Annotated in this window: 22 protein-coding genes; 15 read left to right on the forward strand and 7 right to left on the reverse strand. The window is 73.5% G+C overall.

Annotated features, from left to right (window positions below; genetic code table 11):
- The first annotated feature begins 103 nt into the window (after positions 1 to 103).
- Complete coding sequence (locus tag ACFV9Q_RS13860) at positions 104 to 667, forward strand: uridine kinase (protein ID WP_377234878.1); 564 nt, start codon at positions 104 to 106, stop codon at positions 665 to 667.
- 61 nt (positions 668 to 728) lie between these two features.
- Here ACFV9Q_RS13860 and ACFV9Q_RS13865 read toward each other — a convergent pair whose 3' ends face one another.
- Positions 729 to 1,679: a sulfotransferase family protein gene (locus ACFV9Q_RS13865; protein ID WP_377234879.1), complete on the reverse strand. Its 951-nt coding sequence runs from the start codon at positions 1,677 to 1,679 to the stop codon at positions 729 to 731.
- An 87-nt stretch (positions 1,680 to 1,766) separates the two neighbouring features.
- The gene (locus tag ACFV9Q_RS13870; RefSeq protein WP_377234880.1) at positions 1,767 to 2,519 is read right to left on the reverse strand and encodes a VOC family protein; all 753 of its coding nucleotides are present in this window, start codon (positions 2,517 to 2,519) and stop codon (positions 1,767 to 1,769) included.
- 225 nt (positions 2,520 to 2,744) lie between these two features.
- On the opposite strand from ACFV9Q_RS13870, the gene ACFV9Q_RS13875 reads away from it, so the two are divergent.
- Positions 2,745 to 3,845, forward strand: coding sequence for a hypothetical protein (locus ACFV9Q_RS13875; RefSeq protein WP_377234881.1), 1,101 nt, complete (start codon positions 2,745 to 2,747; stop codon positions 3,843 to 3,845).
- Here ACFV9Q_RS13875 and ACFV9Q_RS13880 read toward each other — a convergent pair.
- Positions 3,827 to 5,008 carry a low molecular weight phosphatase family protein gene (locus ACFV9Q_RS13880; protein WP_377234882.1) on the reverse strand — a complete coding sequence of 394 codons (1,182 nt, stop codon included), beginning with the start codon at positions 5,006 to 5,008 and terminating at the stop codon, positions 3,827 to 3,829. The two genes, ACFV9Q_RS13875 and ACFV9Q_RS13880, sit on opposite strands and share 19 nt — an antisense overlap.
- 146 nt (positions 5,009 to 5,154) lie before the next feature.
- Positions 5,155 to 6,522, reverse strand: a complete 1,368-nt coding sequence (locus ACFV9Q_RS13885) for an NAD(P)/FAD-dependent oxidoreductase (protein WP_377234883.1) — start codon at positions 6,520 to 6,522, stop codon at positions 5,155 to 5,157.
- 40 nt (positions 6,523 to 6,562) lie between these two features.
- Between ACFV9Q_RS13885 and ACFV9Q_RS13890 the strand changes: the two genes are divergently transcribed.
- From ACFV9Q_RS13890 to ACFV9Q_RS13900, 3 genes are all read left to right on the forward strand, one after another.
- On the forward strand, positions 6,563 to 7,966 hold the full coding sequence (locus ACFV9Q_RS13890) for an amino acid permease (protein WP_377234884.1): 1,404 nt from the start codon (positions 6,563 to 6,565) through the stop codon (positions 7,964 to 7,966).
- 75 nt (positions 7,967 to 8,041) lie between these two features.
- Positions 8,042 to 9,217 (forward strand): metallophosphoesterase family protein, encoded by a 1,176-nt coding sequence (locus ACFV9Q_RS13895; protein WP_377234885.1) that lies wholly within the window; start codon positions 8,042 to 8,044, stop codon positions 9,215 to 9,217.
- Between the two features lie 39 nt (positions 9,218 to 9,256).
- Complete coding sequence (locus ACFV9Q_RS13900) at positions 9,257 to 10,021, forward strand: MOSC domain-containing protein (RefSeq protein WP_377234886.1); 765 nt, start codon at positions 9,257 to 9,259, stop codon at positions 10,019 to 10,021.
- A 288-nt stretch (positions 10,022 to 10,309) separates the two neighbouring features.
- On the opposite strand, the gene ACFV9Q_RS13905 is transcribed toward ACFV9Q_RS13900, so the two are convergent.
- Complete coding sequence (locus tag ACFV9Q_RS13905) at positions 10,310 to 10,852, reverse strand: DUF6194 family protein (RefSeq protein ID WP_377234887.1); 543 nt, start codon at positions 10,850 to 10,852, stop codon at positions 10,310 to 10,312.
- A gap of 42 nt (positions 10,853 to 10,894) precedes the next feature.
- Between ACFV9Q_RS13905 and ACFV9Q_RS13910 the strand changes: the two genes are divergently transcribed.
- Positions 10,895 to 11,668: a MerR family transcriptional regulator gene (locus ACFV9Q_RS13910; RefSeq protein WP_377234888.1), complete on the forward strand. Its 774-nt coding sequence runs from the start codon at positions 10,895 to 10,897 to the stop codon at positions 11,666 to 11,668.
- Positions 11,669 to 11,756: 88 nt separating this feature from the next.
- Here the strand turns inward: ACFV9Q_RS13910 and ACFV9Q_RS13915 are convergent, their stop codons facing one another.
- Together ACFV9Q_RS13915 and ACFV9Q_RS13920 are read right to left on the reverse strand one after the other, a co-directional pair.
- Positions 11,757 to 12,248 (reverse strand): PH domain-containing protein, encoded by a 492-nt coding sequence (locus ACFV9Q_RS13915; RefSeq protein ID WP_377228168.1) that lies wholly within the window; start codon positions 12,246 to 12,248, stop codon positions 11,757 to 11,759.
- A gap of 46 nt (positions 12,249 to 12,294) precedes the next feature.
- Positions 12,295 to 13,026: a histidine phosphatase family protein gene (locus ACFV9Q_RS13920; RefSeq protein WP_377234889.1), complete on the reverse strand. Its 732-nt coding sequence runs from the start codon at positions 13,024 to 13,026 to the stop codon at positions 12,295 to 12,297.
- 168 nt (positions 13,027 to 13,194) lie between these two features.
- On the opposite strand from ACFV9Q_RS13920, the gene ACFV9Q_RS13925 reads away from it, so the two are divergent.
- From ACFV9Q_RS13925 to ACFV9Q_RS13965, 9 genes are all read left to right on the forward strand, one after another.
- On the forward strand, positions 13,195 to 14,184 hold the full coding sequence (locus ACFV9Q_RS13925) for a helix-turn-helix domain-containing protein (RefSeq protein ID WP_377234890.1): 990 nt from the start codon (positions 13,195 to 13,197) through the stop codon (positions 14,182 to 14,184).
- Between the two features lie 64 nt (positions 14,185 to 14,248).
- A complete protein-coding gene (locus tag ACFV9Q_RS13930; protein ID WP_377234891.1) occupies positions 14,249 to 16,084 on the forward strand; it encodes an FAD-dependent oxidoreductase in 1,836 nt (611 codons plus the stop codon).
- Entirely contained in the window at positions 16,077 to 16,958 is an 882-nt protein-coding gene (locus tag ACFV9Q_RS13935; RefSeq protein ID WP_377234892.1) for an intradiol ring-cleavage dioxygenase, read from the forward strand. The genes ACFV9Q_RS13930 and ACFV9Q_RS13935 overlap by 8 nt, the downstream gene beginning before the upstream one ends.
- Before the next feature lie 156 nt (positions 16,959 to 17,114).
- On the forward strand, positions 17,115 to 18,422 hold the full coding sequence (locus ACFV9Q_RS13940; protein WP_377234893.1) for an ABC transporter substrate-binding protein: 1,308 nt from the start codon (positions 17,115 to 17,117) through the stop codon (positions 18,420 to 18,422).
- Positions 18,419 to 19,216, forward strand: coding sequence for an ABC transporter ATP-binding protein (locus ACFV9Q_RS13945; protein ID WP_377234894.1), 798 nt, complete (start codon positions 18,419 to 18,421; stop codon positions 19,214 to 19,216). Before ACFV9Q_RS13940 ends, ACFV9Q_RS13945 begins: the two co-directional genes overlap by 4 nt.
- Complete coding sequence (locus ACFV9Q_RS13950; protein ID WP_377234895.1) at positions 19,213 to 19,974, forward strand: ABC transporter ATP-binding protein; 762 nt, start codon at positions 19,213 to 19,215, stop codon at positions 19,972 to 19,974. Before ACFV9Q_RS13945 ends, ACFV9Q_RS13950 begins: the two co-directional genes overlap by 4 nt.
- Positions 19,974 to 20,879 (forward strand): branched-chain amino acid ABC transporter permease, encoded by a 906-nt coding sequence (locus ACFV9Q_RS13955; RefSeq protein ID WP_377234896.1) that lies wholly within the window; start codon positions 19,974 to 19,976, stop codon positions 20,877 to 20,879. Before ACFV9Q_RS13950 ends, ACFV9Q_RS13955 begins: the two co-directional genes overlap by 1 nt.
- Positions 20,876 to 21,907 (forward strand): branched-chain amino acid ABC transporter permease, encoded by a 1,032-nt coding sequence (locus ACFV9Q_RS13960; RefSeq protein WP_377234897.1) that lies wholly within the window; start codon positions 20,876 to 20,878, stop codon positions 21,905 to 21,907. Before ACFV9Q_RS13955 ends, ACFV9Q_RS13960 begins: the two co-directional genes overlap by 4 nt.
- Positions 21,908 to 22,056: 149 nt before the next feature.
- Positions 22,057 to 22,197: a hypothetical protein gene (locus tag ACFV9Q_RS13965; protein ID WP_377228178.1), complete on the forward strand. Its 141-nt coding sequence runs from the start codon at positions 22,057 to 22,059 to the stop codon at positions 22,195 to 22,197.
- Positions 22,198 to 22,274 lie beyond the last annotated feature (77 nt).

Here is a 22,274-nt window from a genome sequence, read left to right on the forward strand (position 1 = left end):
CCCCGCGGGGAGGAGGGTGGGGGCTCCCGCCTGTAGAAGAAGGAGCACACGCGTAAAACCTGGGAGGGGGATGCTCTTTGTGGGGTGGGTTGGGGGGTGGGGGTTGGGCCGGGGTGCCGCGAGCGGCACCCCGGTGCGGCTGCTCGTCGACGGGCACCCCTCCACGCACCCGGAGCGGCTGGCCGACGCGCTCGTCGCACCCCTGGAGGCCGTCGGACGGCCCGTCGCGCGGGTCGGGGTGAGCGGCTTCCTCCGCCCCCGGTCCCTGCGGCTCGAGCACGGCCGGGAGGACCCGGACAGCCTGCTCGACGGCTGGATCGACGTCGCCGCGCTGAACCGCGAGGTGCTGACGCGCGTCGTCGAGCGGGGCGAGTACCTGCCCAGCCTGCGCGACCCCGAGACCGACCGGGCCACGCGGGCGGCCTACGTCGGCGCGGGTCCCGGCACCGTCGTGGTGCTCGACGGCGCGCTGTCGATCGGCCGCGGGCTCGACGCGGACGTCGCCGTGCACCTCGCGATCAAGCCGGCGACGCTCCGGCGTCGGACGCCGCCCGAGGAGGAGTGGGCCATCCCGGCCTACGAGCGGTACGACCGGGAGATCGAGGGTGTGCCCGACCTGCTGGTCCGGGTCGACCATCCCGAGCACCCGGCGCTGGTGCACGCCTGACGCCGGTGCGCCCGCCCCTCACGCCGGTGCGCCCGCTCGGGGCGCCCGTGGGTCCCAGACCTCAGTCGCCGCTCGCGGCGTTCGCCTCGACGTAGCCCCAGCTCTCGCACATCGGGCGCAGCTCGCGCGGGATCGCGTCCGGGCGCGGGATGCTGCGCCCGGGCTGGACGGTGCCGCTGCGGATCTTGTCCCGCCAGTCGCCGATGCCCTTGTCGAAGTCGCCGTGGTCCTGCTCGCCGTAGGCGATCATGCCCGGCTCCCACGCCAGGCCGAGGAAGTCGCAGATCCGGTGGAATTCCGACGCCGGGTCCGCGGTAACGTCCTCGTAGCGCACGGTGAGCCCGGGGAGCCGCTGCCGGACGCCGTCGAGCGCCCTCATGTACTTCAGGGTGTGCTGGATCGCGCGGCTCATCGGCCGCCGCGCCGGGTCGGCGTCGTGCCACGACCGGGCGATCGACACGGGGTGGCGCAGCAGGAAGATGAAGCGCGCGTCGGGCCAGCACGTCGCGAACCGGTCGGCGGCGAACACGTTGCTGGGCGTCTTCTCCACGATGACGTCCTTGCCGCTGCGCAGCAGCTCCCGGTGGAGGATCCGGTCCCACAGGATGTGCTCGACGTCGGCGGTGTTGTGGCCCAGGGCCTCCATCGCCTTGCGGGCGAGCGGCGTGGTGGGGTCGACGGCCAGCCGCCGGACGTGCGTCTCGATGGGCGCGTGCACCCGGGAGTGGCTGTCCAGCACCACCCGCAGCAGCGTCGACCCGGACCGGGGCGCGGAGAGCACGAACACCGGGGCCACCAGCAGGCGGTCGGCCGGGTCCCGCGGCGGGCGGATCCGGCCCTTCCCGGGCCGGGCCGCACCGCTCGTCCCCGCTCCGCCTTTCGCTGCGCCGCCCGCACTGCTCCCGCGGTCGCGGGCGCGCGGCACGCGCGTGACCCGGAGGCCCGCGTGCTTCTCCAGTGCGGTGGCACAGCGGCGGGCGAGCTGCGTGCCCGTCTCTCGCACCGTGAGCATCCCGACTCCGTTCGCGCGACCTACCGCCATCCACCGTGGCACGGCGGATGGCCACGCGCTTGCCGGAGCCGCAACTTAACCCTCCGGTCAGAGCACCAGGCAGAACGGGTGGTTCGCCGGGTCGGCGAACACCCGGAAGCCCGAGCCCTCGCCCGGCAGCCGGGTCGCGCCGAGCGCCAGCACCGCGGCCTCGCCCGCGTCGAGGTCGGGCACACCGATGTCCAGGTGCACCTGCTGCGGGTGCGCCGGGTCCGGCCACTGCGGCGCGTTGTAGTCCTCCACCGACTGGAACAGCAGCGGCCGGTCGCCGCCCAGCATCGCGACGCCGTCGGCGTCGTACGTCACGGGGGCGCCCAGGATCTCCGACCAGAACCGGGCGAGGGCGGACGCGTCCGGGCAGTCGAAGGTGGGACCCATGACGGTCACGCCGGCGGACTCCTCCTTGAGACACAGGTCGAACGTGTGCCCCGCGAGGTCGGTCAGCGTGATCCACCGCTCGTTCTCCCGCAGCACCCTCGCCCCGAGGTCCACCGCCCGGGCGGTCGCGGCGGCCAGGTCGGGCACGTACAGGTCGATGTGCGCCTGCTGGGGGTGCTCCTGTCCCGGCCATTGCGGCGGGACGTGGTCGGGCGCGAGCTGGAACGCGACGTCCCACTGGTCCGGGGTCGTGACGGTGACCCAGTCGTGGTCCGTGAACTTCACGGTGCCGCCGGTCAGGGCCGTCCAGAAGCCGGCCTCGACGCCGAGGTCGGGAACGTCCAGGACCACCGACTTCAGGATGCCCACGCCGTCGGGCACAGGCCGGTCGGTCTCGGGTCCGGTGGAGGTCGAATCGGTCATGGTCCAGCCCTTCAGGAGGTTGTCGCACGAGGAACGCTTCGAACTCCTACCTTGCACCCAGCCACTGACACTCCCCAGCCGGATAAGTTGCGCGGCGCTGTCCACCGGGTTATCCACAGCATGCATCGCTGGCGACCGGCACCCGCGCGGAGTTATCCACAGATGTTGTCCACAGTCCTGTGAATTGTGTGGTCCTGCCCGGTGAGCAGCGGACACACTGTCCCGGTGAACGACACCGTCGCCCTCGCCGAGGCAGCGCTCGCCCAGGCAGTCCTCGTCCCGCCGTCGGGCGGCGTCCGCCTGACCGACCCGGTCGACCTGGGCGGCTCCGCCCGCTCGCAGGTGCTCCGCTGCCGGGTCGACGGCGCGGCCCCGGGCGCCCCGGCCACGGTGATCGTCAAGCGCTTCCTGTCCGACGACGGTGCGTTCGTCCGCGAGACCGTCGGCCTGGACCTGTGCCCCGGCACGCCGACCCTGCTCGCGCAGGACCCGGAGCACCACCTGATCGTCATGTCCGACCTCGGTGACCTGCCCACCCTCGCCGACCTCCTCCTCGGCGACGACCGCGACGCGGCCTGGGACGGAGCCCGGACCTGGGCCCGCGCGCTCGGCCGCACGACCGGCGGCTCCCGCGCCCGGGTCGCCGAGGCGCGCAGCCGCCTGGCCGCCGCCGAGCCGTGGGACGCCGACGCCGACCTGCGGGCCGGGCTCGACCGCCTGCTCGACGTGCCCGGCACGGCGGCGCGCCGGGCCGCGGTGGAGGCCGAGCTCGCCGCGGCCCAGCACCTGCGCACCACCCCCGGTACCGCCGCGGTCGTCACGCCCACGGACACCTGCCCCGACAACGCGGTGCTCGGCCCGGACGGCTGGCGCTTCCTCGACCTGGAGGGCACCGACGTCCAGCACGCGGCGTTCGTCGCCGCGTACGGGCTGCTGCCCTTCGCCACCTGCTGGTGCGTGTTCGACCCGCCGCCCGGCCTCACGGACCTGCTCCTCGACGAGCTCACCGCCGGCCTGGCCGAGCACGCGCCCGACATCGTGGCGGGGACCGGCTGGGACACCTCCGTGCGGCAGGCGTGCGCGACCTACCTGGTCCTCGTCACGGGCTGGCTGTGGAAGAGCACCCTGGCGGGCCGCGAGCTGGTGGGTCCGGCGGGCCGGTCGCCGTCCTACCGGCAGCTCATGGTGTCCCGCTGGCGCTGGGGCGCGCTCAACCTGCGCGACGACCTCCCGGCCCTGGCGGCCACGTTCGGCGACGCCGCGGCCTGGGCGCTGGACACGTGGGGGCTCGAGGTCGAGCCGACCGGCTACCGCGCCTTCCGCTGACCCCGGGCGCCGAGCGCCGTGGTGACGACGGTCCACGGCCGCCGGGCCAGGCGAGGCAGCCAGCCGCGCTGCTGCCCGGCACCGAACGTGCCGTCGGCGGCCACCGGCTCCGCCGTCAGGGCGCCGGACGTCGCGAACGCGGCCTCGGCCTCGGCCGCGACCTCGGTCGCGGTCCCCGGCTCGTCCGCCGCGTCGATCTCCGCGACGAGCGCCCGCACCCGCGCGGTGATGTCGTCGACGATCCGCTCGACCTCCTCGATGGGCCGGCCCGCCGGGTCGTCCAGGGGCCAGTCGAGGTAGCGGCGCCCGGGGAAGACGGGGCACGCGTCGCCGCAGCCCATCGTCACGATCACCCCGGAGGTGCGCACGATGTCGTCCGTGAGCTCGCGCGGGAACTCGATGAGCCCGTCGAGGCCGCGGCGGGCAAGCACGGTCTCCGTCATCGTGTCGGGCTCGGCCACGGGCCGGGTGCCCGCGGTGCGCACGCGGATGCGGTCGCCCGCGAGGCGCCGCGTGACCGCCGCCGCGATCTGGGACCTGCCGGTGTTGTGGACGCAGACGAACAGCACGTCCCGCGGCGAGCCGTGCGTCACCTCGGCCATGGCGGCGAGCCGGTCCGTCGCGAGCCACGCGGTGAGCGCCGGCACCTGCCCGGCCGACCGCACCTGCCGGTGCAGCGCGGCGTAGCACTCCCGGACCAGCCGGTCCACGGTCCCGGCGCCCGCGTTGGCGGCGAAGGTGGTCGCGAGCGTGTCGGCCAGCCGGTCGAGGAGCGCGTCGTGGTCGCGCACGTCCAGAGCCGGCTCGCCGGGGTACCGCGGGGCCGCGAGGGCCGCGGACCCGAACCGCGCGATCCCCCGGGACGAGACGCGGTACAGCGCCGCGGCCGAGGGCACGGGTCCGACGACGGCGACCAGCCCCACCGCGACCAGCGCCTCGAGGTGCTCCTCCACCTCCGCGACGGCCCGCGCCGCGGCGACGGCCCGCGGCAGGTCGCCGGCCTCCGGCCCGCCCGGGCGCGGGTCCTCCGCTGCGGCGCGCAGCACCAGGTCCTCGGCGGTGCAGCGGCCCGCAGGGTGCGTGAGCAGGCGGGCCAGCAGACGCAACCGCTCGGGGTTCGCCATGGTGAGTTTTTGTGCCGAGCGCAGCTCGTCCGGGGTCATGGGTTTCTCCTTGGCCGACGGCGTTGTGGCCGAGCGCCAGGAGTGAGGCTACCTCGCCGTTTCGCCGGGCAGCGCGCCGAGTCTGTCACCTGAGCGGGTGACGTCCGAGCAGTGGGCGGCGCCGGGCCGGCACGGGGGTGAAACGCTCAAGGCTTCGGGGCGCCGGACCTGGGCGGCCGCACGGTCGGCACGTCGCCCACGATCGGGACGGGACGCCGGTGGAACGGGAACCCGTACCGCGTGACGAGGCCCGCGAGGACCGTGACGCGGTTGCGGGGCCCGACGAGCGACATGATGTGCACGAACAGCCACACGATCCACGCGAGACCCTTGGTGATGCGCAGCGACCGGCCCCCGGGCAGGTTGATCTCGGCGATCGCGGCGCGGCGGCCGATCACCGCCATCGTGCCCTTGTCCACGTAGCGCAGCTCCTGCAGGGGCTCGCCGTCGAGCAGGGCGCGGATGTTCCGGCCCGCAACGAGGCCGCCCTGGATCGCGGGCTGGGCGAGCTGCGGCAGGTCCGACGGCGAGATCGCGATGTCGCCCGCGGCGAACACGCCCGGCAGGCCCTCGACCTGCATGTCGTCGCCGATCCGGATGCGGCCGCCCTCGTCCTGCGGCAGGCCCCAGTCGGCCACCTCGTCGTGCACGCGCACGCCGGCGGACCAGACGGTGAGGTCGGCGTGGATCCGGGTGCCGTCGGTGAGCACCACGGCCTCGCGCTCCACGGCCGCCACCCCAGCGCCGAGGTGCAGCGAGACCCCGCGGTGCCGCAGCTCCTGGGTCGCGTACGAACGCAGCTTGGGCGCGAACGACTTGAGGATCTCGCTACCGCGCTGCACCACCTTGACCTCGAACGCGTCGCCGTGGATCTCCGGGTAGGCGGGCGCGAGGCCCGCGGTGCGCAGCTCGGCGAGCGCGCCCGCCACCTCGACGCCGGTGGCGCCGCCGCCCACGACCACGACGCGCAGGCCGTCGTCGGCGCGCTTCGACTTCGCGGCCTTCTCCAGGCGGATGAAGAGGTTGTCGCGGATCCGCATCGCCTGCGAGCGCGAGTACATCGGGAACGCGAACTCCTTGGCGCCCGGCGTGCCGAAGAAGTTGGTGGTGACGCCCGCGGTGACCACGAGGTAGTCGTAGCTGATCCAGTGGTCGTTGAGCAGGCGGATCTTCTTGGCGGCGTGGTCGGCCTCCACCAGGTGCTCGTGCACCACGTGCACGTTCTTCTGCTTGAGGCGCAGGCCGCGCAGGAAGTAGGTGACGTCGCCCGGGTTCAGGCCGCCGGTCGCGACCTGGTACAGCAGCGGCTGGAAGGTGTTGTAGACGCGGCGGTCGATCAGCGTGATCCGTACGGGCGCGTCCTTCAGCGCCCGGACCGCCGCCATGCCGGCGAAGCCACCGCCGACCACGACCACGTGCGGCAGCGGTTCGGGGTGCTCGCTCATGGTCTTCTCGAGGCCGTAGTCCTCGTCGTCCTCGGGGGTGTGCACGGGGGTGTGTGCAGATTCGGTCACAGGCACGAGTCTCTCACCGCCCGGGTTACCGTGGTCGGTCGTGAGCACCACCGAACACCAGAGCGACCCCGCCGAACCCGTCGCCCGCGGCGAGCACCTGGCCCATGGCCTGCGCACACGCCACCTGACCATGATGGGCCTGGGCTCCGCGATCGGTGCCGGTCTGTTCCTCGGCTCGGGCCTCGGCATCGCCGCCGCGGGCCCGGCCGTGCTCGTGAGCTATGCCATAGCGGGCGCGATCGTCGTGCTCGTCATGCGGATGCTCGCGGAGATGGCGTCCGCGCTCCCGTCGAGCGGCTCGTTCTCCGTCTACGCGGAGGCCGCCCTCGGCCGCTGGGCCGGGTTCCTGCTGGGCTGGCTGTACTGGTTCACGATCGTCATGGTGCTCGGCGTCGAGGTGACCGGCGTCGCCGGGATCGTGCACGGCTGGTGGCCGGCGGTGCCGCAGTGGGCGGTCGCGGCCGCCGTCGTCGCCGTGTTCGGGGCGATCAACCTGGTGGGTGTGCGCCAGTTCGGCGAGGCCGAGTTCTGGTTCGCGACCGTCAAGGTCCTGGCGATCGTCGGCTTCCTCGTGCTCGGCGTGCTGATCGTGGTCGGCGTGGTGCCTGTGTCGGGCAGCGTCCTGGGGGAGTGGGCGCAGTTCGGCGGGTTCGCCCCGGCCGGGCTGCCCGGGATCGCGGCCGGCCTGCTCACCGTCGTCTTCGCCTTCGGGGGCATCGAGATCGTCACGATCGCGGCCGCGGAGGCGCGCGACCCGCAGTCCGCGGTCGCGAGCGCCACGCGCACGATCCTGTGGCGCATCCTGTTCTTCTACGTCGGCTCGGTGGCGATCATGGTCGCCCTGATCCCGTGGACCGACGCCGCCCGCCTCGAGTCGCCGTTCGTGTCCGTGCTGCAGATGGCCGGGTTCGACGGCGCGGCGCGGCTCATGGAGGTCGTCGTCGTCCTCGCGCTGCTGAGCGCGTTCAACGCCAACGTGTACGCGACGTCCCGCATGCTGTTCTCGCTCGGCGGGCGGGGCGACGCCCCGGCGGCCGCGACCCGGGTCTCCCGCCGCGACGTGCCGTGGGTCGCGGTGCTGGTCTCGGTGTTCTTCGGCGTCGTCGCGGTGCTGCTCAACTACCTGCTGCCGGAGTCGCTGCTCGGGGTGCTGCTCAACGCCGTCGGCTCGGCGCTGCTGGTGGTGTGGCTGATGGTCGTCGTCTCGCAGCTCCGGCTGCGCCCGCGGCTGGAGGCCGCGGCGGCCGAGCGGGGCGAGACCCTGCGCCTGCGGGCCTGGGGCTACCCGTGGCTGTCGTGGGTCACGCTCGTGGCGCTCGTCGCGGTGGTGGGCCTCATGCTGTCCGACGCCGCCGCCCGGCCCCAGATCGCCGCGACCGCCGGCCTCGTGGTGCTGATCCTGGCGGTCTATGCGATCGCGCGTGCGCTGCGCCGCGTGCGGTAGGCGTTCAGCAGACCGTCACCGGGGGTCCACCCCGTGGTCGGGCGGCCGCCAGCCGGGCCCTCGATCGTCGTCGGCATGACTGAGCACACTGCCGACGGCGTCGACCGCCGGACCTTCCTGTCCCTGAGCAGCCTCGGCGCGGCGGGCGTCGCGACCGTCGCGGCGGCCGGCGCCGCCGCCCCGGCGGAGGCCGTGGAGCTGAGCCGGCACCCGCAGCGCGGGCTCAAGTTCGGCCGGGACGGGAAGTTCACGATCGTCCAGTTCAACGACACGCAGGACGACGAGAAGATCGACCGCCGCACCCTGGAGCTCATGCGCGCGGTGCTCGACGACGAGCGGCCGGACCTCGTGATCCTCAACGGCGACAACATCACCGGGGGCTGCGACACCCCGCTGGAGATGCACCAGGCGATGAACAACGTGGTGCAGCCCATGGAGGAGCGCGCCGTCCCGTGGGCCATCACCTTCGGCAACCACGACGAGGACTCGACGCCGAACAGCGGCCTGGACGAGGCCGACATGCTGGCCTTCTACCGGTCCTACCGCTACAACGTGAACGGCCCGACGGCGCGTGGCGTCACCGGGCAGGGCAACTCGAACCTGCTGATCGAGGGCCGGGGCGGGCGTCCCGCGTTCAACGTCTGGCTGCTCGACTCCGGGCGGTACGCCCCCGACACCCTCGCGGGCCAGGACTTCGACGGCTACCCGCACTGGGACTGGCTGCGCATGGACCAGGTGAAGTGGTACTACGACACCTCGGTGGAGGTGGAGCGCCGTGCGGGGCACGTGGTGCCGGCCCTCATGTTCATCCACATCCCGCTGTGGGAGTACCGGTTCATGTGGTTCGGCTCGGTGGACGGGCGCACCGACGCCGACCACGAGCGCGGCAAGGCCCGGCACCGCATCGAGGGGGAGCGCAACGAGGACGAGTGCCCGGGACCCTTCAACTCCGGCATGTTCTCGGCGATCCAGCACCGGGGCGACGTCCGCGGCGTGTTCTGCGGCCACGACCACGTGAACACCTACTCGGGCGACTACTACGGCGTGCTGCTCGGGTACGCGGGGAACACCGGGTTCGGCACGTACGGGCTGGGCGGCGCCGAGCGCAACCGCCTGCGCGGCGCCAGGGTCTACGACCTCGACGAGTCGGTCGACGGCGTGCTGGCAGGCACCCGCATGCGGTTCGCCGGCGAGTACGGCATCGACCTCACGGCCAACGACCAGTGGATGGAGCCGCTCCCGCTGCCCTGACACGTCGGAGGGGTGGTTCGCGGATGAGAAAATGTGCGCATGGCTGAGCTCCTCGCGGTCTGTCGCGTGTACGTCCTGCATCCCGACCCCGGCACCGTGGGGGTCACGGCGATCGACAAGCGTCCCGTGGACGGCCGGGTCAAGGTGCGGCCCTACGGCCTCTACGCCGACGTGCAGGCCGACCGCGCCAACCACGGCGGCCTCGACCAGGCGGTCTACGCCTACGCCCAGGAGGACGCCGACCACTGGTCCGCCGAGCTGGGCCGGGAGGTGACGCCCGGGCTCTTCGGCGAGAACCTGCGCGTCAGCGGCCTCGACGTGAACGGCGCGGTGATCGGCGAGCGGTGGCAGGTCGGCTCGGCGCTGCTGGAGGTCACGCAGCCGCGCACGCCCTGCCAGACCTTCGGACGGCGGCTCGGCGAGCAGCGCTGGGTGCGCCGGTTCACGCAGGCCAACCGCACGGGTGCCTACCTCCGCGTGATCGAGAACGGCGAGCTCGGCGCGGGCGACACCGTCGACGTCGTGCACCACCCCCTGCACGGGGTCACCGTCGCGGACTGGTTCGGCGCCCAGTACGGCCTGGCCCGCGCGGCGGCCGGGGCGGGTGCAGGCGCTGGTCCAGCGGGCGCTGGTTCGGCCGGAGCGGATGCGGCGGACGCGGACGCGCCCGCGGCTAACGCGCCCGAGTCTTTGGAGGAACTCGCCCAGCGGCTGCTGAACGCGCACGCCGCGGGCGAGATCCGGCTCAGCGTCGACATGCACCGCCGCAGCGAGCAGGCCGCAGCCCGCGCCGTCGTCGACTGACCCGCCGTCAACCGACCCGCTGAGTGCGGGCTATTTGCGCTCCCTGGACGGTCAGAGCCGCAAATAGCCCGCACTCAACGAGTCAGGGGTGGGACCTGCGGTCGTGACGGGCACGCGCGGCCTCGTGCGCGTCGCGCAGAAGGGCGAGCACGGTGTCGCCGGTCGCGGCCCCAGGGAAAAGACATACGCAGCCAGGTGGGTAACGCTGACATAGCAGTGCTACCTCTCCGTTACCCACCCGCGTGCGCAAGTGTTCCCCCGGAGTTCTCGCAACCCACGACCAGGGCGTCAGTGGCGGCGCTCGAACCGGGCACGCGCGGCATCGTGCGCGTCGCGCAGAAGGGCGAGCACGGTGTCGCCGGTCGCGGGCCCAGGGTTCACGACGGCGATCCAGCCGGCCGACCCGTACACCGGGTGCGGCCGCATGACGTCGGCGGTGTCAGGTCGCGGCCCTGCCTCCCCGTGCCCGCCCGGCCCAGGCCGCGCGTGCCCAGGTTCCGCAACCCCGGGCTCCGCAACCTCGGGCTCGACGGCTCCGACGAGCTCGGCCTGCCGCGCGCGCCCGACGTGGACGTTCACCCGCCAGCGTCCCGCGGGGTCGAGGTCCGAGGTGGTGTCGTCCGGGTAGTTCTTCGTGACGATCGTCCCGTACGGCTGGACGTTCCGGGGCATCTCGCCGTCGGGCGCGTAGTAGAAGAACGCATCGCCCCAGGCCAGCTCCGGGACGGTGGGGTCGCCGACGGCGGGCGCGACGACGAGGGCGCCGTCGAGCTCGCGGACGGCGGCGATGATCTGCTCGATGGTCGGGCCGGTACTGTGCTGAGGGTCCATGCTTCAAGCATCACCTTCTAGTGCTTCTGTGGGGTTGAGCGCATGACACCTCAGGCCTCGCGGCCGCTCCGCACCGCCGACGTCGCGCGGGAGTCCGGGTACTCCGTGCAACAGGTCCGCGACCTGGAGCGGCTCGGCGTCATCCCGGCGGCCACCCGCGCGGCGAACGGCTATGGCTCGTACGGCCCGGTGCACGTCCGGGCGCTCCGGGCGTACCGGGCGCTGGCGAGCGCCGCCGGGCCGGTGGTCGCGCGGGGTCTGCTCGCGCAGGCGCTGACCGGCAGCCTCGCCGACGCCGCCGCCGCGATCGGCGCCGTGCACGTCCGGCTGGCCGCCGACCGCGACGAGGCCCTCCGCGCGCAGGCGGCGCTCGCGGCCATCGAGGGCGAGGAGCGCGGGCCGGACGCCGGAACCGCGCACGCCGGAACCGCGCACGCCGACGCGGACGTCCTGACGATCACCCAGCTCGCCGCCGCCCTCGGGGTGCGCACCTCCACGCTCCGGTTCTGGGAGCAGGAGGGGCTGGCGGTCCCGGAGCGGGTGACGACCCTGCGTGCGCGCCAGTACGGGCCCGCCGCGATCCGGGAGGCGCGGATCGTGGCCGCGCTGCGCTCCAGCGGGTATGGGATCCCGGCCGTGCGCGACGTCGTCGTGAGCCTGCGCCGCCTCCCGGGCGCCGGGGACGGCACAGGCGAGGGGACCGCCGGGGCCCGACGGATCCTCGACCGCCGTCTCGACCAGATCGCCGTCCGCACGGTCGCGCTGCTCCGCGCGGGCGCGGACCTGGCCGACCTCCTCGCCCCCACAACCCCGTGAGTGCTGGCTATTTGTGCTTCTGGCCCGCAGAAAGGCGCAAATACCCAGCACTCAACGGCTGAGGGAGGGGTGGGGCCGGGTCGGGTGGTCAGTCGTCGCTGAGGAGCTTGCCCTGGCGCACCAGGTCCTGGAGGGTGCGCTGCACCTGCTCGACGTCGGGCACGTCGTCGAGCACCATGCCCGGCTGGTCCGTGCCGTCGGAGATCACCAGGGTGCCGCAGCCGAAGATCCGGTCGCTGAGCTGCTTCTCGAAGGTGACGTTGTTGATCCGGTAGAGCGGGATGTCCCGGCCGGTCTGCGTCAGGATGCCGGTGCGCAGCGCGACCCGCTGGTTGGTGATGATGTAGCGCGTGGTGCGCCAGCGCAGGAACGGACCCGCGGACGCGACCAGGCCGAGCACCACGAGGATCGCCGTCGCGAACCACAGCACGATCGGGTCGATCGGCAGCGGCAGCACCCACATGGCGATCAGTACCGCGACCAGCAGCAGGAGCAGCAGGATCGGCTTGACGACCTTCTTCGGGTGAGTGCGGAGCTGCATCACGATGGTCTCGCCTTCGGCGAGGTGCTCTTCCCTCATGCGGCGAATACTGCCTTACTGCGCCTTTTGGATCTACTGGTTGGATCTATTGGGCGGCCAGGTTCCATCCCTCGATCGTCCGCAGGCCGTGCCCGTACCCCAGCAGGCAGACGGCGGCGGTGCCGAGCTCGAACCGGGCCCCGAGCCGCGGGTCGACGCCGAGCCACACCGTGGCGAGCACCCGCAGCAGGTGCCCGTGCGCGACCAGCAGCACGTGCCCACCGGCCCCCGACCCCGCGTCCGACCTCCCGTCCGGCCCGGCCACCGCACCCTGACCGGTGAGCACCTGCTCCGCCCGGGCGATGACCCGCGCGGCGCGCACGGCGACCTGGTCCAGCGTCTCGCCGGGCCGGCCCTCGCCGTGCTCGGCGGACGGCGGCAGCACCTGGACGCCGTCGTCGAAGATCTGGAAGTCGCGCCCCAGGATCTCCGAGACGTCGCGCGAGGTGCGGCCGTCGACGGGACCGTAGTCCCACTCGGCCAGGTCCTCGTCCACGACGGCCCCGGGGTGGCCCACGAGCTCCGCCGTCCGCCGCGCCCGCTCCCGCGGGGACGTGAAGACGGCCGCGAACTCGTAGGCGGCCAGGGTCGCCCCCGCGGTCCGGGCCTGCTTCTCGCCGTCCGCCGTGAGCGGCAGGTCCGTGCGTCCGGTGTGCTGGCCGCTCGCGCTCCACTCGGTCTGCCCGTGTCGGAGCAGCACGAGCTGCGGCTCGCTCGGGGGCCGCAGGGCCGGGGGCAGGGCTACGGGCCGATCCGGTGGCATCGTCTCGTCGGGCATGGCACGAGCATCCTGCGTCCGGCGGCCGCGCGCACGCCTGAGGCGGCCTTCGCGGGCCGTGCGTCCGCCGGACAGCCCCTGACCTGGGCGAACACGCCACGGACAACACGCCGGCCGAGGGTGAAGAATCCTGGTGCGCGCTGGGGGCCTGCACCTACTGTGGGGCTCGTGAGTCGTGCCACACCGGCGTCGCGCGGCGCCGTCGACCGCTTCTCCACGCGAGGCCTGCCCGCGGCGCGGCGGATCGAGCTGTGGGAGGAGCACAACGCCGACGCCCTCGTCGCGTTGCAGTGCCGCATGCTCGACGACGACTCGGCGCTGGAGGCCTCCGAGGCGAACCTCCAGCTGGACCGGCTGCACCTGGCGCACGTCGAGGCCAACCCGCACGCCGTGGAGCGCACGGCGCGCACGGTCCGCACCCGCCCCACCGAGTCCGTGGCCCTCTACTTCACGCTCCGCGGCGAGGCGTACTTCTACCACGACGACGGCGTCCGCCGGCTGCGGCCCGGCCAGCTCCTGGTGTGCGACGCCGACCGGCCGTTCCTGCGCGGCTTCTCCCGGGGGCTGGAGGAGCTGGCGGTCAAGGTGCCGTACGACGTGTTCCGCTCCGCGGGCGGCACCATGCCGCGCACCGCCCGGGTGATCGAGTTCGGCACGCCGTCCCCGGCGGCGGGCGGCAGCGCCCACGCCGCGGCCCTCGCCGAGCTGGTCGCGCGCGCCGTGGGCCCGGACGGCGACGGCGCCGCCGACGAGGACGCCCTGCTCGACCTGGTCACGGCCGTGCTGGTCCGGCCGGAGGCGCCCGGGGCGCAGGCCGCGGGCGCGCACTTCGCCGCGGCCGAGCGGTACGTGCGGCAGTGGCTGCGCGACCCGACCATGTCGGCCCGCCGGATCGCCGACGCGATCGGCCTGAGCGAGCGGCAGCTCTCGCGCGTGCTCGCCGAGCACGGTACGAGCGTGCCGCGCCTGGTCGCCCGGCGGCGCGTCGAGATGGCGAGCCGGATGCTGCGCATGCCGTCGTACGCGGAGCAGACCGTCGAGGCGATCGGCCGGCGCTGCGGGTTCTCGTCGGCGGCGCAGTTCTCGCGCGTCTTCCGCGAGCAGTCGGGCATGTCGCCGTCCGAGGCCCGCCGGTACGCCCTCGCAGCCAGGGCTTGATACTTTCCGCCGACTTTCATGGCCCGCCCTTTTCCCAGGTCGGGGCGCGCGGCAGCCTGTGCGCATGCCTGAGTTCGACGACGGTCAGACCGAGACCGCACTGCCCAGCACCGCCGCCGGCACGACCCCGGAGGGACACGGCACGGTGGTCGAGACCGACGTGCTGGTCGTGGGCTCCGGCCCGGCCGGCGCGTCGGCGGCCCTGTTCCTGTCCAGCCTGGGGATCGGCAACATCATGATCACCAAGTACCGCTGGACCGCGAACACGCCCCGCGCGCACATCACCAACCAGCGCACCATGGAGATCTTCCGCGACCTGGGCATCGAGGACCAGGTGCTCGCGGACGCGACGCCGCACGAGCTGGTGGGCGACACGGTGTTCTGCACGACGATCGCGGGCGAGGAGATCGGCCGCATCCTCACCTGGGAGACCCACCCCGCCCGCGAGGCGGACGCGCGGCTGGCCTCGCCGTCGCTCACGGTCGACATCCCGCAGACCTACCTGGAACCGATCCTGGTCAAGAACGCGACCCAGCGCGGCACCCAGTCGCGGTTCTCCACGGAGTACCTGGGCCACACCCAGGACGCCGACGGCGTGAGCACCCGCGTGCTCGACCGGGTCACCGGCACCGAGTACACGATCCGCTCCAAGTACCTGATCGGCGGCGACGGCGCCCGCTCCCAGGTGGCCGCGGACATCGGCCTGCCCATGGAGGGCGCGATGGACATCGCCGGCTCCATGAACATCACGTTCAAGGCCGACCTCACGCACCTTGTGGGGCACCGCCCGTCCGTCCTGTACTGGGTGCTGCAGCCCGGCTCCGACGTCGGCGGCATCGGTGCGGGCCTGGTCCGCATGGTCCGGCCGTGGAACGAGTGGCTCATCGTCTGGGGCTACGACATCGCCGGCGAGCCGCCGCAGCTCGACGACGCCGCGGCGACCGAGATCGTGCGCCAGCTCGTGGGCGTCGAGGACCTGGACGTCGAGATCACGGGCTACTCGCTGTGGGGCAACAACCAGATGTACGCGACGCACCTCCAGCAGGGCCGCGTCTTCTGTGCGGGCGACGCCGTGCACCGGCACCCGCCGAGCAACGGGCTGGGCTCCAACACGTCGGTCCAGGACTCGTACAACCTGGCCTGGAAGATCGCGGCCGTGCTCAACGGGCAGGCGGCGCCGTCGCTGCTGGACACCTACTCGGCCGAGCGGGCGCCCGTCGCCGAGCAGATCGTGCTGCGCGCCAACAAGTCGGGCGGCGAGTTCCGGTTCATGGAGGTGCTCGGGGTCCTGGACGCCGAGACGCCGGAGGCGATGCAGGCCGCGATCGACGAGCGCAAGGCGAACACCCCGGCCGGCGCGGCCAAGCGCGCGGCGCTCGTGGAGGCGATGGACCTCAAGCACTACGAGTTCAACGCGCACGGCGTGGACATGGGCCAGTTCTACACGTCGGCCGCGATCGTCCCCGACGGTTCTCCCCAGCCTGTGGACGAGCGCGACCCCGAGCTCTACTACAAGCAGTCCACGGTCCCGGGCGCGCGGTTCCCGCACGTGTGGGTGGCCGACGTCGACGGGCACAAGCGCTCGACGCACGACCTGGTCCCGTACGGGCAGTTCACGCTGGTCACCGGCATCGCGGGCGAGGCCTGGGCCGACGCCGCCGCGAAGGTCGCGGACGAGCTCGGCGTGCCGCTGGAGGCGGTCGTGATCGGGCCGGGCCGCGAGGTCATCGACACCTACTACGACTGGGCGAAGATGCGCGGCGTCGAGGAGTCGGGCGCGATCCTGGTCCGCCCGGACGCGCACGTGGCCTGGCGCGCCCAGACCCTGGCCGACGACCCGGCGGGGGCGCTGGGCGACGCCCTGCGATCGGTCCTCGGACGGGGCGAGCACGATGCCTGAGCCGGACGCCGAGCAGGCCGCCCGCGAGCAGGAGCTCACCGACCGGGTCGCGGCGTCCTTCGCGGGCGCCGACGACGCGCGGCTGGCGACCGTCATGCAGTCCCTGACCCGGCACCTGCACGCGTTCCTGCGCGAGGTGCGGCTCACCGAGGACGAGTGGAACCGGGGCATCGAGTTCCTCACCGCCGCCGGGCACATCACGGACGACAAGCGGCAGGAGTTCATCCTGCTGTCCGACGTGCTGGGCGCCTCCATGCAGACCATCGCCATCAACAACGCGGCGTACGAGAACGCGACGGAGGCCACGGTCTTCGGCCCGTTCTTCGTGGACGACGCGCCGCGCATCGAGAACGGCGGCGACATCGCGGGCGATGCGACCGGGCAGCCCTGCTGGGTCGAGGGCACGGTCACCGACACCGCGGGCAACCCCGTGCCCGGCGCGCGCATCGAGGTGTGGGAGGCGGACGAGGACGGCTTCTACGACGTCCAGTACGGCGACGAGCGCACCGCGGGCCGCGCGCACCTCTACTCGGCCGACGACGGCGGGTACCGCTTCTGGGGCGTCACGCCCACGCCGTACCCGATCCCGCACGACGGGCCGGTCGGCGCGCTGCTCGCGGCGTCGGGCCGCTCGCCCCTGCGCGCCGCGCACCTGCACTTCATGGTGACGGCGCCCGGGCTGCGCACGCTCGTGACCCACATCTTCGTGCGCGGCGACGAGCTGCTCGCGTCGGACTCGGTGTTCGGCGTGAAGGACTCGCTCGTCATGGACTTCGACGAGCTGCCCGCGGGCACGCCGACGCCCGACGGCCGCGCGGTCGAGGGCGCGTGGGCCCGGACCCGCTTCGACGTCGTCCTGGCCCCGGCCGACTGACCCACCCGCACGACCCGACCGAACACCCCGCACCACCCGAACCACCTGCACCAAGCACCACCGGCAAGCCGCAATCCCGTGTCAGACCCACAGGTCACCCCGGTGACCTGTGGGTCCGACAACCAGAGGCTCGACGACAGACTTGGAGTGACGACGATGGTTGGCAACGGACGGTCCCTGAACAGACGGGCGCTGGCGGTCTGCGCCTCGACGGCAGCCCTGGCGGCCGCCCTGGCGGGCTGCGGCGACGTGGGCGGGGGCACGGTCGGGGGCGGCGGGGACGACGACGTCCTGAAGATCGGCTTCGTCTCGACCGAGACGGGCTCGTCGGCGCCGTTCGGCGAGGCCAACACCTACGTGATCGAGTCCATGGAGAAGTGGTTCGCCGACAACCCGGTGACCGTCGACGGCGCCGAGCAGTCCGTCGAGATCATCGTCAAGGACTCGCAGTCGGACTCCGCCCGCGCGGGCGAGGTGGCGGCCGAGCTGATCAACAGTGACGGCGTCGACCTGGTGCTCACGTCGTCCACGCCGGACATCACCAACCCCGTCTCGGAGCAGTGCGAGGCCAACTCGGTCCCGTGCATCTCGACGGTCGCGCCCTGGCAGCCGTTCGCGATCCGGGAGGGTGACGAGCCCGCCGACCTGAAGTACAGCTACCACGCGTTCTGGGGCCTGGAGGACGTGTCCGCGGTCTACGCGGACATCTGGAGCCAGGTGGACACCAACCAGAAGGCGGCCGGCCTGTTCCCCAACGACCCGGACGGGCAGGCGTGGAGCGCCAACTTCCCGGCCCTGACGCAGGACACCGGCGTCACGATCGACGACCCGGGCCTCTACCCGAACGGTACCCAGGACTTCTCCGCGCAGCTCTCCGCGTTCGAGGGCCACGACATCCTGGTCGGCGTGCCGATCCCGCCGGACTTCACCACGTTCTGGCAGCAGGCCGGCCAGCAGGGCTACCGGCCCAAGGTCGCGACGATCGGCAAGGCCCTGCTGTTCCCGTCGTCGGTCGAGGCGCTGGGCAACGCGGGCGACGGCCTCACCTCCGAGGTCTGGTGGCACCCCACGGCGCCGTTCAGCTCGTCGCTGACCGGGCAGACCGCGCAGGAGCTCGCCGACCAGTACGAGAGCGACACGGGCAAGCAGTGGACGCAGCCCCTCGGCTTCGCGGAGGCCCTGTTCGAGATCACGGTCGCGGCCGTGCAGGAGGCCGGCTCCACCGAGCCGGACGCGATCACCGAGGCCCTGTCCACGCTGGAGGTCTCCACCGTGGTGGGCGACATCGCGTGGGGCGTCGACGACAGCGTGCCGCCGTACGTGGCCAAGACCCCGCTGGTCGGCGGCCAGTGGCGCCTGGCCGACGGCGCGGACGAGGGCAAGAACCCCTACGAGCTCGTGGTGGTCTCCAACACGCTGGCCCCGGAGATCCCGACGGGCGGCGAGGTCGAGCCGCTCTGGTGACCGAACCCCTGCTGCGGGTGACCGGCGTCGCCAAGCGCTTCGGCCGGGTGGTCACGGCCCGCGACGTGTCGTTCGAGGTCTCCGCAGGCGAGGCCCTGGGCCTCGTCGGCCCGAACGGCGCGGGCAAGACCACCCTGCTCGACGTCGTCGCGGGCACCCTGCGGGCCGACGCCGGGACCGTGACGCTGGACGGGCAGGACGTCACCCGGCTCGGCGCGGCTGCCCGCGCCGACCGGGGCGTAGCGCGCTCGTACCAGGTGCCGCGCCCGTTCGGCGGCCTCACCGTGTACGAGAACGTGCTGGTCGGAGCGTCCTTCGCCGGACGGCGGCACGGCGGCGCCGGCGAGCGCGGCACGGCCCGCGGCGCCCGGGACCGGGCCTGGCACGCGCTCGAGGTGACGGACCTGACCGGGGCGGCGAACACGCCGTCGGGCAGCCTGCGCCTGCTGGACCGCAAGCGGCTGGAGGTCGCGCGGGCGCTCGCGACCGGGCCGCGCCTGCTCCTGCTGGACGAGATCGCGGGCGGCCTCACCGACCGCGAGCTGCCCCAGGTCGTGGACCTGGTGCGCCGCCTGCGGGACGACGGCGTGGCGGTGGTCTGGATCGAGCACGTGCTGCACGCGCTGCTCGACGTCGTGGACCGCCTGCTGTGCCTCGCCGCCGGCGAGGTGATCGCGCAGGGCGACCCGCACGAGGTGATCCGCAGCCCGCGGGTGGTCGAGGTGTACCTGGGCTCCACCGTCGACTCCGTGCCCGGCTCCGTGCCCGACGCCTTGCCGGGGGAGCCGGTATGAGCGTCCTGGAGGTCACGGGCCTGGAGGTCCGGTACGGCGACCTGCTCGCCGTCGACGGCGTCGGGCTGACCCTCGGCGAGGGGGAGACCCTCGCCGTGCTCGGCGCCAACGGCGCCGGCAAGTCCACGCTGCTCGCGGCGCTCGCGGGCACCCACCTGCCCACGGCGGGCACCGTGGTGCTCGACGGCGCCCCGGTCACCCGGGTGCCTGCGCACCGGCGGGTGCGGCGCGGCATCGCGCTCGTACCGGAGGGGCGGCGCCTGTTCGCGTCGCTCACCGTCGAGGAGAACCTGCTCATGGGCCGCTACCCGGGGCGGCCGGGGCCGTGGGACCTGCGCGCCGTGTACGAGGTGTTCCCGCACGTCGCCGAGCTGCGGGACCGGCGCGCCGGCGTGCTGTCGGGCGGCCAGCAGCAGGCCGTCGCGATCGGCCGGGCCCTCCTGACCAACCCGCGCGTGCTGCTGCTCGACGAGGTGTCGCTCGGGCTCGCGCCCTTCGTGGTCACCCAGATCTACTACGCCGTCCGCCGCATCACGGCGGAGGGCACCACGGCGCTCGTCGTCGAGCAGGACCTGGACCAGGCGCTGCGCGTGGCCGACCGCGTCCAGTGCCTCCTGGGCGGCCGCACCGTGCTGGAGGCCGCCGCCGCGGGCCTGGACCGCGAGGCCGTGGCCGACGCCTACTTCGGTATCGCGCCAGCCCCGACGTCCGCCCCTGCCCCGATCCCCGAACCCGCCCCGAGACCCACGGAGGCCTGATGGACTGGCTCAACGCCGGCGTGCAGGGCGTGCTGCTCGGCGGGCAGTACGCCCTGCTGGCCTGCGGCCTGTCGCTGATCTTCGGCGTGATGCGCATCGTCAACCTGGCGCACGGCGTGCTCGCGGTGCTCGCCGCCTACCTGTCGCTGGTCCTGGTCCAGCAGGGGCTGCCCCTGTGGCTCGCGGTCGTCGTGGTGGTGCCGGTGTTCGCGGCCCTCGGGTACGCCGTCCAGCGCGGCCTGTTCAACCCGGCCCTCGCGCAGGTCCGGGGTTCGGGCGAGGCCCGCCAGGGCGCGCCGGGCGCGGGCGAGCTCGCGCCCCTGCTGGTGTCGTTCGGCGTCGCCGTGGCCCTGACCAGCCTGCTCCAGGAGGTGTTCAGCGCGGACACCCGCAAGATCCCCACGGGCGACCTCGCCTCGGCGGGCGTGCCGCTCGGCCCGCTCTCGGTGGGCCTGCTGCCGCTGATCACCCTGGTCGTGGCCGCCGCGGTGATCGCGGGGGTCCAGGTCTTCCTGGCACGCACGGCCACGGGCCGCGCCATGCGCGCCGTCGCCGACGACGCCGGGGCCGCCGCGATGTACGGCGTCGACCCCAAGCACATGTACGCCGTGGCGACCGCCCTCGCGTTCGCCACGCTGGCGCTCGCGGGCGTGTTCGTCGGCATGAGCACGCAGTTCTCGCCGGGGTACGGCGACCTCGTGCTGCTGTTCGCGTTCGAGGCCGTGATCATCGGCGGGCTCGGGTCGCTGTGGGGCACGCTCCTGGGCGGCATCGTGCTGGGCCTCGCCCAGACGGTCGGCGCCCAGATCGACCCGCAGTCCGGGGTGCTCGCCGGGCACCTCGTCTTCCTCGCCGTGCTGGTGGTCCGGCCCGGCGGCCTGCTGCCGAGGAGCGTGCCGGCATGAGCGCGCCGAACACCGCCCCGGACGCCGCCGCCCCGGTGGCGTCCCCGACGGCTCCGATCGTCACGCGGGGCGGGCGCGGGTCCCTCGTCGGAGGCGGGGTGCTCCTGCTCGTCGTCGTGCTCCTCGCCGCCGTCGTCCCCTACGTCGTGACCCTCGGCGCGCTGTCCAGCCTGGTCATGCTCTTCGCCCTCGTGATACTCGGTACCACCTGGAACCTGCTCGCCGGGTACGGCGGCATGGTGAGCGTGGGCCAGCAGGCGTACGTCGGCGTGGGCGGGTACGCCCTGATCCAGCTCGCCGACGCCGTCGGCGCCCCGCCGTGGGCCGCCGTCCTGGCCGCCGGCCTCGTGGGCGCCGCGATCGCCCTGCCGACGAGCTACCTGGTGTTCCGCCTCGCCGGCGGGTACTTCGCGATCGGCACCTGGGTGGTGGCCGAGGTGTTCCGCCTGGTCACGATGCAGATCGACGGGCTCGGGGGCGGTGGCGGGCTGTCCCTGAGCGCGTTCCGCGGCACCGACCGGGTGGACCGCGTGGCCTTCGTCTACTGGTTTGCGCTGGCGCTCGTGGTCGCCGTCGTGCTCGGGACCTACCTGCTCATGCGGTCCCGGGTGGGACTCGGGCTCACGGCGATCCGCGACGACCGCGTCGCGGCGAGCAGCCTGGGCGTGGCCGTGGACCGCGGCCGCCGCATCGTCTACGTCGCCGGATCGGCCGGCGCCGCCCTCGCGGGCGCGCTGATCGCGCTGAGCACGCTCGGCGTCACCCCGGGGTCGATCTACTCCGTGAACTGGACGGCGGCGATGATCTTCATCGTCGTGGTCGGCGGCATCGGGACCATCGAGGGGCCGATCGTGGGGGCCGTCCTCTACTGGGCGTTGCAGCAGGCCCTGGCGCCGTTGGGCACCTGGTACCTGGTGGTGCTCGGCGTGGTGGCGGTGGCGGTCGTGCTGCTCGCGCCGCGCGGGCTCTGGGGCCTGGTGGCGGGGCGGTTCCAGCTCTTCCCCACGACGTACCGGGTGCGCGCCTGACGGCGGCGGCGGATCTGACGGCGCGATGAGTCCGACGTCACAGCCTCTTCAGTCGACGCGCGACTCGGTATCAACGAGGATGGATGATCCGCAGACCAGCGGGTGAACCACGTGCAGCGTAGCCGTAAGCCTGCACCGGAGGAGGACCCATGACGGACGCCGACGACGCCCAGTACCACTCCATCGCCAACCCTCGCCGGACCACGCTCATGCACCGGAGCGTGACCGACACGTACGGGTCGCAACACGAGGAACGCGAGACGCCGGCCGACGACGCCGCCGCGGGCTGACCGCGCAGCGGCTCCCGCCGAGAGCTGTGCCCACGACAGAGGGCCCGGCCGCACGCCACGACGTGGCGCACGCGGCC

Origin of the sequence: Promicromonospora sp. NPDC059942, from assembly GCF_042731755.1 — a bacterium.
Taxonomy (GTDB): Bacteria; Actinomycetota; Actinomycetes; order Actinomycetales; family Cellulomonadaceae; genus Promicromonospora.

Bases quoted from the DNA above. Each gene is read 5' to 3' on its own strand.
- ACFV9Q_RS13965 (WP_377228178.1), top strand. From the start codon at position 22,057: ATGACGGACGCCGACGACGCCCAGTACCACTCCATCGCCAACCCTCGC.
- ACFV9Q_RS13905 (WP_377234887.1), bottom strand. From the start codon at position 10,852: ATGGACCCTCAGCACAGTACCGGCCCGACCATCGAGCAGATCATCGCC.
- ACFV9Q_RS13920 (WP_377234889.1), bottom strand. From the start codon at position 13,026: ATGCCCGACGAGACGATGCCACCGGATCGGCCCGTAGCCCTGCCCCCG.
- ACFV9Q_RS13910 (WP_377234888.1), top strand. From the start codon at position 10,895: ATGACACCTCAGGCCTCGCGGCCGCTCCGCACCGCCGACGTCGCGCGG.
- ACFV9Q_RS13870 (WP_377234880.1), bottom strand. From the start codon at position 2,519: ATGACCGATTCGACCTCCACCGGACCCGAGACCGACCGGCCTGTGCCC.
- ACFV9Q_RS13935 (WP_377234892.1), top strand. From the start codon at position 16,077: ATGCCTGAGCCGGACGCCGAGCAGGCCGCCCGCGAGCAGGAGCTCACC.
- ACFV9Q_RS13915 (WP_377228168.1), bottom strand. From the start codon at position 12,248: ATGAGGGAAGAGCACCTCGCCGAAGGCGAGACCATCGTGATGCAGCTC.
- ACFV9Q_RS13960 (WP_377234897.1), top strand. From the start codon at position 20,876: ATGAGCGCGCCGAACACCGCCCCGGACGCCGCCGCCCCGGTGGCGTCC.
- ACFV9Q_RS13930 (WP_377234891.1), top strand. From the start codon at position 14,249: ATGCCTGAGTTCGACGACGGTCAGACCGAGACCGCACTGCCCAGCACC.
- ACFV9Q_RS13940 (WP_377234893.1), top strand. From the start codon at position 17,115: ATGGTTGGCAACGGACGGTCCCTGAACAGACGGGCGCTGGCGGTCTGC.
- ACFV9Q_RS13880 (WP_377234882.1), bottom strand. From the start codon at position 5,008: ATGACCCCGGACGAGCTGCGCTCGGCACAAAAACTCACCATGGCGAAC.
- ACFV9Q_RS13950 (WP_377234895.1), top strand. From the start codon at position 19,213: ATGAGCGTCCTGGAGGTCACGGGCCTGGAGGTCCGGTACGGCGACCTG.
- ACFV9Q_RS13955 (WP_377234896.1), top strand. From the start codon at position 19,974: ATGGACTGGCTCAACGCCGGCGTGCAGGGCGTGCTGCTCGGCGGGCAG.
- ACFV9Q_RS13900 (WP_377234886.1), top strand. From the start codon at position 9,257: ATGGCTGAGCTCCTCGCGGTCTGTCGCGTGTACGTCCTGCATCCCGAC.
- ACFV9Q_RS13895 (WP_377234885.1), top strand. From the start codon at position 8,042: ATGACTGAGCACACTGCCGACGGCGTCGACCGCCGGACCTTCCTGTCC.
- ACFV9Q_RS13865 (WP_377234879.1), bottom strand. From the start codon at position 1,679: ATGCTCACGGTGCGAGAGACGGGCACGCAGCTCGCCCGCCGCTGTGCC.